Below are 6,926 nucleotides of genomic sequence, written 5' to 3' on the forward strand. Positions count from 1 at the left end.
GTTGGTCACATCGTAGAACTTGATCCGTGGCTGCCAGTAAGCCAGCACGCCGACCACCGTGTATTCGACGTTGTTGAAGCGCACCGTGCGGCCTACCGAATCGGCGCCGCCGAAGAGTTTTTCGTTGGTTTCCTGGGTGAGCACCGTGACTCGCGCACTGTTGGCATCCTGCTCGGCATTCCACGGCCCGCCGTACTTGAATGGGGGCTCGAACATCGCAAAGAAATCGGCGTAGGTCGCACGGCCAATCTCCAGATAAGGCTTCACGTCCCGGTTGTCCGGCTGGATCGGCAGCGCCACCTTGAACATCGCCGCCTGGTGATCGGCCTTCGCCGCAGTCATCAGCGCCTTGGCATCGATATAGGTCATCTGATCCGGCAGACGGCCCTTGTCATCGAAGGCTTCGTTGGCGTCCCAGTTGTCGACCTGCACGGCGTGCAGGCGATCGCTCTTCCAGGGAATGGGGTCGCCGCCCATCAGATAGAACACGGTGAAGCTGGTCATGCTCGCGGCGATGCCGAGGGCGATGCCGAACACCATCAGCGCGGTCAGCACCGGGTTGCGACGCAGGCTTTTCAGCCCCAGTTTCAGGTAGTAGCCGAACATGATCGTGGTCTCTCTTCAGCCGTGCGTCGCAAGTGCTGCGACCACACCGAGCCCGCGCATGCGCGGTTCGGCATGGATATCGACGACCTGGCCATCGATCACGTGAACGTTGCGCTGGGCGCGGGCAGCCAGTTCGGAATCGTGGGTGACCATCAGGATGGTCGCGCCTTCGGCGTGGAGTTCCTCCAGCAGCTGCATCACGCCGCGCGCCATCTGGGTGTCGAGATTGCCGGTCGGCTCATCGGCGAGCAGGATCTTCGGCGAGCCGGCCAGCGCGCGGGCAATCGCCACCCGCTGCTGCTGACCTCCGGACAGCTCCGAGGGGTAATGGCGAATGCGCGCCGACAGTCCGACCCGCGCCAGCGCGTCCTCGATGCGCCGCTTGCGTTCCGCTGCATTGAAGCCGCGATAGCGCAGCGGCACATCGACGTTGTCGAACAGGTTCAGATCGGGAATCAGATTGAAGCCCTGGAAGATGAAGCCGATCTTTTCGTTGCGCAGCTTCGAGCGCGCCGCGTCGTTCATGCCGCGCACGTCGACGCCATCGAGGAAGTACTCGCCGCCGGTGAATTCCTCCAGCAGGCCGGCAATGTTCAGGAAGGTGGTCTTGCCCGAGCCGCTCGGCCCGGTGACGGCCACGAACTCGCCTTCGCGAACGTGGATCGAGAAATCGCGCAGCGCGTGGGTTTCGATCAGATGCGTGCGGTAGACCTTGGACAGGTGATTCATCTTCAGCATGGCTTTGCTCCGTTGTTCAGTTCGGGTCTCAGTGCAGGACGACCTGCGCCGCACTCTTGAAATCGTCGGTCCCGGAAATCACGATCCGGTCGCCGGCCACCAGGCCGGACAGGATTTCGACGCGATTGAGACTGGTAGCGCCGACTTCGATCGGCGTGCGTTCGGCGATGTCGCCGCGGATCACATAGGCAACACGGCCGGCACCGGAATCGAGGAAGGGGCCGCGCTGCACAGTCAGCACGTCCTTGCGCTCATCGAGCAGCACGCGCGCCGACAGCCGCTGGTTCTGGCGCAGGCCTTCCGGCGGCGCGCCGCTGAAGCGCACCCGGGCCGAAACCTGGCCGGCCACCACTTCGGGCGATACCGCGCTCAACTCACCCGGCCACTGCTTGCCGCCGCCGCTGATCTGCGCCGGCATGCCCGTCGCCAGATCGCGGGCGAAGCTTTCCGGCACCTTGATTTCCAGTTCCAGGCGGCTCAGATCGACCACCGTCAGCAGCGGCGTGTCGCGCGCAACACTGGCCCGCTCGGCAATCAGCAACTGGCCGATCTGCCCGGCCACCGGCGCCTTCAGGCTCAACTGCCCGACCTGGCGCGCCAGATCGCCGACCAGCAGTTGCTGACGATCACGCGCCAGCTTCTTCGATTCGACATCGAAACGGATCTGCTCCGGCTCCATCAGCAGGTCTTCCTTGGCCCGGCTCAGCGCGAACTCGGCCTTCTCCAAGGCGTCCTCGTTACGCAGCACTTGCAGCTCCGAATACGCGCCCTGCTCGTAAGCCTTGCGGCTGCGCTCGACTTCGCGCATCGCCGTCTTGCGATCGACTTCGGCGCGATCCACCGATTCCTGCACAGTCATCTGCTGACGACGCGCCTGCAGCCGCGCGCGCTGGAAATCGATATCGAGCGCTGCCAGCTGCGACTGTTCCTGCGCCAGCCGATTGCTCAGCTCCGGGCTGTCGATGACCGCGATCACCGCATCCTGCTCGACCCGGTCACCGGCCTGCGCCCGCAGCTGCACGATGCCGGCGGCCGGTGCGTACAAGGTCGGGCTCACCGCTGCGACGATGCGGCCTTCGGCGGCGATATCGCGAACGAAATCGCCGCGTTCGACCGTCGCCACATTAAGCCGCGCCAGGCTGGCCGTGGCTTCCGCTGTCAGCAGGCGACGCGCCGCCGGCAGCGCAAACACCAGCACGATCAGCAGCAGCACAGCCGCTGCCAGCCACGGCGCACGGCGCCGCCAGACAGGTGCTGCGGCGATCACGCGATCCTGCGCTGTGGTTTCACGAAACATGCGGTCTCCATCACCGTGCATGGACGGCGATCGTTGAAAGAATTTGTTGGCGGGGCGCCGGGCCCCGAGCTCAGGAAGGCTTCAGACCCAGATCATCGCGTCGCCCGGCCGGCGCTTGACCAACCGCAGATTGCAGCCGGATTTCGGCGCCATGCCGTCGTACTTCGGCGCCGCTTCCGGCAAGGCATCACCGGCACTGCGCCGGCAAGGCACGCCGGGGTGTGGAACTTCTGCACCACCGACACGGATCTCCGGCCTGGCTTCCGTCCGCTTCACCGCTGTTGCCGACGCCGCAACGGCATCGATCTGGCCGCTGAGAATCATCCGGCTGCCCACCGCCGTCAGCGCCGGCAAGCTCAATCCCAGACCCAGCACCATCACCCCGATCCGCTTGTGCATCGCGACTCTCCCGTTCCGATTGCAGGCTAGTTAGCGCAAACGCCGTGCCGGCTTGGACAACGGGTCTATTGGTATGTTTTTGTTGATTAAAGTGACTTTCTGCCGGCTTGGCGAAAGTGTCCGCGGACAGACGCCGGACAGTGTCCGCAGGCGAGCCGGACATCGACGCCGTCCAGGCGCTGCCTGGCGACGAAATTCAGCCGGCATCGCCACCGCGCGAACGAGCGCCGAACCATTCGAAATCGGCATCGACGATGCAATGCGCGCAGGTCGGGATCGGCGCTTGCTTTCGCGGTTGGTCGACCAGCCCTTCCACAGCTCTCCCGGACCCGGAGCTCGCAGAAATGACCTACCCGATCGACGTCTCCAAGCTGCACATCCGCCACCAGATCATTGGCGTCCTGCTCGTCCTCGCGATGGCCCCCGCCGAAGCACGCGAACTGCCCAAGCCGCACGCGCCGAAAGCCGGTAGCAACATCACCGTTCACGCAAGCTCGATGCTGGAAGGAATCAAGGCCCTGAAACCCTGGGGAAAACCCGCAAACAGCATTATCGCCACGCCGGCCACCGAGCCACGTTCGCTGCATCGAACGCTGACAACAGAGTCATCGTCCACCGCTGACGAACTCACCGTCTCCCCCAAAGCCCAACCGATCGTCTGGAACCTCGACTACCCCACCCCCGGGAAACTCAAGCTCGGCCACTGGAAGTTCGGGCAGTCCAAGGGGATCGGCTTGATGGCAAGTTTTCCACTCAGTGGTAAGCGGTGACTGTGCAGGCAGCCACCTTGGCGGATGGCTCAACTGGAAACCTGCAAGCGAAGGGCCGTAAATAAAATCCGCTGTCATATCGGCAAAAGCCGGTATCCGGAGGGTCACGCGCGAATGCCCCGACTCTGGCCCAGACAATTTCAGGGGCTTCCGCCGGAATGACGTCGTTCTGGAATGAGGTTGTTGATGTGGCTGTGCTCTTGATGGGCCGCCGTGACTTCCGCTTCGGCTGTTGACGTTCATCCCTCCTCATCACTCCAAGGTGGGGGACGCCTCCCCACACCCGTCTGAGCAGATGTCACGGCCATCCGGCCAGCTCACGCGGGAGCTTCGTCTTGATCAAGTCCAGCACGGCATCACTTCCCGGCGTGAGCCAGCTTCTGACGGCACTGCTGCTGATCACCAGCACGGCAGCGACAGCAGCCGCCAAGTTCGATGTCCAGGAAGCCAGCATCGCCGACACCCAGGCCGCGATCACGTCTGGCAAGACCACTTGCGTCGGTGTCGTCCAGGCCTACATCGATCGCGCTCGCGCCTACAACGGCGTCTGCACGGCGCTGGTCACGGCCGATGGCAAGAAGATTCCGGCGGCGAACGGCTATGTCCGCGCCGGCGCGCCGCTGCACTTCCCGACCAGCACGGTGAAGGCCTCGACGATCTTCCCGGACTTGGGCCAGTACAAGGGCTTGCCGCTCGAGTTCGGGCGGATGCAAGCGACGGTATCGGACCCTGCTGTCCTCGCCCAGAACGGCATGCGGGTCGGCATGCCGGATGCCGGCCAGGTCAACGCGCTGGAAACGCTGAACATCCGCGGCGAGCGTTCGGTGACCTGCAAGGGCGACTTCGATCGCCATCCCTCGAAGGGCGCGTTGCCGGCCGGTGCGCCGGCAGTCTGCGAAGCCTTCCGCAAGCTGCCGGACGCGCTGGAACGCGCGGCGGAGCTCGATGCGCAGTTCGGTGCCAAGCCCGATCTCGCGGCGATGCCGATGTATTGCATCACCACGGCGGTGAAGGATCCGTACGACACCCAGGACATGCGGACCACGGCGAACAACGACGTCAACTTCGCGATGGATGTGCCGCCGCACGACGCGACCATCGTTGCCCAACTGCGGGCCAAGGGCGCGATCATCTATGCGAAGTCTGTCGCTCATGAATTCAACGGCGGGCCGGGCGATCCGGGTGGCCCGGCAAAGGCGCGCTACAACTTCGTCGCTGGTGGCCAGACGCACGGCTCCTGGGGTGGCCAGTCCTGCAATCCCTATGACACGGAGCGCGTCTCGCGCGGTTCCAGCGGTGGCTCTGGTGTCGCGGTATCCGCCAACCTCGTCGCGATCGGCATCTGCGAGCAGTCCGGTGCGTCATGTCAGGGGCCGGCTTCGCGCAACGGCATCGCGACCCTGCTGACCACCAAGGGCCTGCTGCCGGACAACGGCGGCATCGGCTACCAGTGGTTCAACGATCGCGCCGGCATCCATGCCCGCACCCTGGCCGATGCGGTGAAGGTGCTTGATGCGGTCAAGGACCCGGTCAGCGGCTACTACGATCCGCGCGATCCCTTCACGTCGGTGCCGAAGTCACTGGTGCCTGATCAGCCCTACGCCAGCTTCATCGCCGGCGATGCGCAGCTGAAAAGCGATGCCAAGCCGCTGAAGGGCCTGCGCATCGCCATCGTCCGCGAACACATGATCAAGAAGACCGCGAACCACGTGGCGATCTCCGATCAGATCGATGCCGAGATCAAGCGCGTGTTGCGCGATCAGCGGGGTGCCGAACTGGTCGAGATGCGCGCCGCGGAATATCCGGACGACCCCAGCGTGCCGGACCTGAAGTACACCTTCTCCGATGCATTGTCCGAGCTGCTGCCCTGGGCGATGCCGGAAATCTTCCAGCGCCGCGACAAGGCCGGCAAGCTGGTTTTCGAGGTACCGGGCTATGACGTCACCTCCTACGCTTATCTGCTCAAGCTCAGCAAGCGCCAGGCGCCGCTGACCGATGCCGTCAACATCACCAACTTCGCAAGCTTCGGCGCCGTGCCCTGCCAGCCGGCGCTGTGCGCGGATCTCGCCTTCGATATCGATCGTTATCTGATCGACCGGGGCGATACCCGGATCAAGAACTGGGGTGATTGGGTCGCCAACGCCAGATTCCGCGAGGACAAATCGCTGGCCGGCGCCAAGAACTGGGTGCAGTGGCAGGGCCACGAACAGGCCGGCAAGGCCGACGCCCTCGCCCGCAGCCACGTTGCGCGTCTCGCGCTGCTGCGGGTGATGTACGAGAACAAGATCGATGTTTTCGTGCACCCGGAAAACACGGTGCCGACGCCGAAGATCCAAGGCCCGAATGTCGGCTCGATCAGCCTCGACAGCATCAGCCCGTTCTTCCAGATTCCGCGCATCGCAGTGCCGGTCGGCGTGACGACGACGATCGTCGAACCGCAGTACGCGCTGAACGCCGACAAGACCGATTACGTGCCGGTGCTGGCGCCGGGAACCCCGCAGACCACGCTCAAGCACCCGCTGCCGATCTCGATCACCTTCTTCGCCGGACAAGGCGAGGAGCCGGTGCTGATCAAGGTCGGCACCGCCTACGAATCAGCGACCCATCACCGCTTTGCGCCACCGGCCTTCGGGCCGCTGCGCTGATCCGTCGAAGAGCCCCGCCATGACACTTCCCGCCGCCACTCGCCGCCGCTTCCTCGCCAGCTTCTCGACCCTGGGACTGTCCGCCACCTTGCTGCCCGGCGTGCTGTGGGCGCAGATGGAAACCTCCGACAGCACTGCGATCACTGCGGCGATGATCAAGGACGCGGCCAGGCTCTCCGGCCTCGCCTTCAGCGATGCCGAGTACGAAGGCATGGTCAAGCAGGTCAACCAGAGCCTGAGCCGCATGCAGAAAGTGCGGGCGACGCCGATTCCGAACGATGTCGGCCCGCCGTTCTACTTCAGCCCGATCACCGCCGGCATGAAGATCGATCGCCAGGCCGCACCTCTGCGCTTCAGCACCACGGCGGCGCTGAAGCGCCCGGCCAATCTCGAAGCCGTGGCGTTCTGGCCGGTCACTGCGCTGTCGCAGTTGATCAAGAGCCGGCAGGTCAGCTCGGTGGAGCTGACCCA

General features: G+C 64.5%; 6 protein-coding genes and 1 pseudogene. 3 read left to right on the forward strand and 4 right to left on the reverse strand.

Annotation, left to right across the window (positions count from 1 at the left end; translation table 11 throughout):
* The 4 genes from QZY06_RS17140 to QZY06_RS17155 all read right to left on the reverse strand — a co-directional run.
* On the reverse strand, positions 1-606 hold a 606-nt coding region (locus QZY06_RS17140; RefSeq protein ID WP_295686321.1), incomplete at its 3' end, for an ABC transporter permease.
* A gap of 15 nt (positions 607-621) precedes the next feature.
* Entirely contained in the window at positions 622-1,344 is a 723-nt protein-coding gene (locus QZY06_RS17145) for an ABC transporter ATP-binding protein (RefSeq protein ID WP_295686322.1), read from the reverse strand.
* 28 nt (positions 1,345-1,372) lie between these two features.
* Positions 1,373-2,641: an HlyD family efflux transporter periplasmic adaptor subunit gene (locus tag QZY06_RS17150; RefSeq protein WP_295686323.1), complete on the reverse strand. Its 1,269-nt coding sequence runs from the start codon at positions 2,639-2,641 to the stop codon at positions 1,373-1,375.
* 81 nt (positions 2,642-2,722) lie between these two features.
* Positions 2,723-3,040 (reverse strand): hypothetical protein, encoded by a 318-nt coding sequence (locus tag QZY06_RS17155; protein ID WP_295686324.1) that lies wholly within the window; start codon positions 3,038-3,040, stop codon positions 2,723-2,725.
* Positions 3,041-3,384: 344 nt separating this feature from the next.
* Here QZY06_RS17155 and QZY06_RS17160 point away from each other — a divergent pair, with 344 nt between their 5' ends.
* From QZY06_RS17160 to QZY06_RS17170, 3 genes and pseudogenes are all read left to right on the forward strand, one after another.
* On the forward strand, positions 3,385-3,810 hold the full coding sequence (locus tag QZY06_RS17160; RefSeq protein ID WP_295686325.1) for a hypothetical protein: 426 nt from the start codon (positions 3,385-3,387) through the stop codon (positions 3,808-3,810).
* Positions 3,811-4,178: 368 nt separating this feature from the next.
* Complete coding sequence (locus QZY06_RS17165; protein WP_295686327.1) at positions 4,179-6,455, forward strand: amidase family protein; 2,277 nt, start codon at positions 4,179-4,181, stop codon at positions 6,453-6,455.
* Between the two features lie 19 nt (positions 6,456-6,474).
* Positions 6,475-6,926, forward strand: a pseudogene (locus QZY06_RS17170) (amidase); the annotation flags it as partial.

It is taken from the genome of uncultured Nevskia sp., assembly GCF_903885465.1.
In the GTDB taxonomy this organism is placed as follows: Bacteria; Pseudomonadota; Gammaproteobacteria; order Nevskiales; family Nevskiaceae; genus Nevskia.